Origin of the sequence: Komagataeibacter intermedius TF2 (assembly GCF_000964425.1) — a bacterium.
Lineage (GTDB): Bacteria > Pseudomonadota > Alphaproteobacteria > Acetobacterales > Acetobacteraceae > Komagataeibacter > Komagataeibacter intermedius.
In genome coordinates, this window is the sequence record NZ_BANF01000617.1 from 1 (window position 1) to 401 (window position 401).

Consider the following 401-nt stretch of genomic DNA (forward strand, 5'->3'; position numbering starts at 1 on the left):
TCCATGAGTTTTTCGATGGCGAGCCCGAATTGCAACGTGGTCTTTCCGGAACCGGTTGCCCCACCAAACAGGACCATGCCGCTTTTGAGCCTGTTCGTGTCCCGGATTTCCTGTTCGACCATCTGCTGGTCAAGGCTGGCGGGGCGGGCGGGGATCGGACGCATGACGATGTGGACGCCGCTGCCCCGCTTGACCGAAATGGGTGAAAGATTGATCCGGAAACGCAGATTGACCTTGCGGTCCAGTGCCACGCTGTAGGCTGTATCGAGGATATGGCCGACACCAAGCATGGCCATCCCGTCAGAGGCATAGACATGGCCGACGATATCCGTCAGCGCGAGGGAGTCCGTCGCTTTGCATGTGGCGTAGCGGATCACGCCGTGCACCTTGATCGTGACCGG

General features: G+C 59.9%; 1 pseudogene. It reads right to left on the reverse strand.

Annotated elements, in window-relative coordinates:
* A pseudogene (locus B7449_RS18800) lies at positions 1–377 on the reverse strand (secretion protein); the annotation flags it as partial.
* Between the last annotated feature and the right edge of the window lie 24 nt (positions 378–401).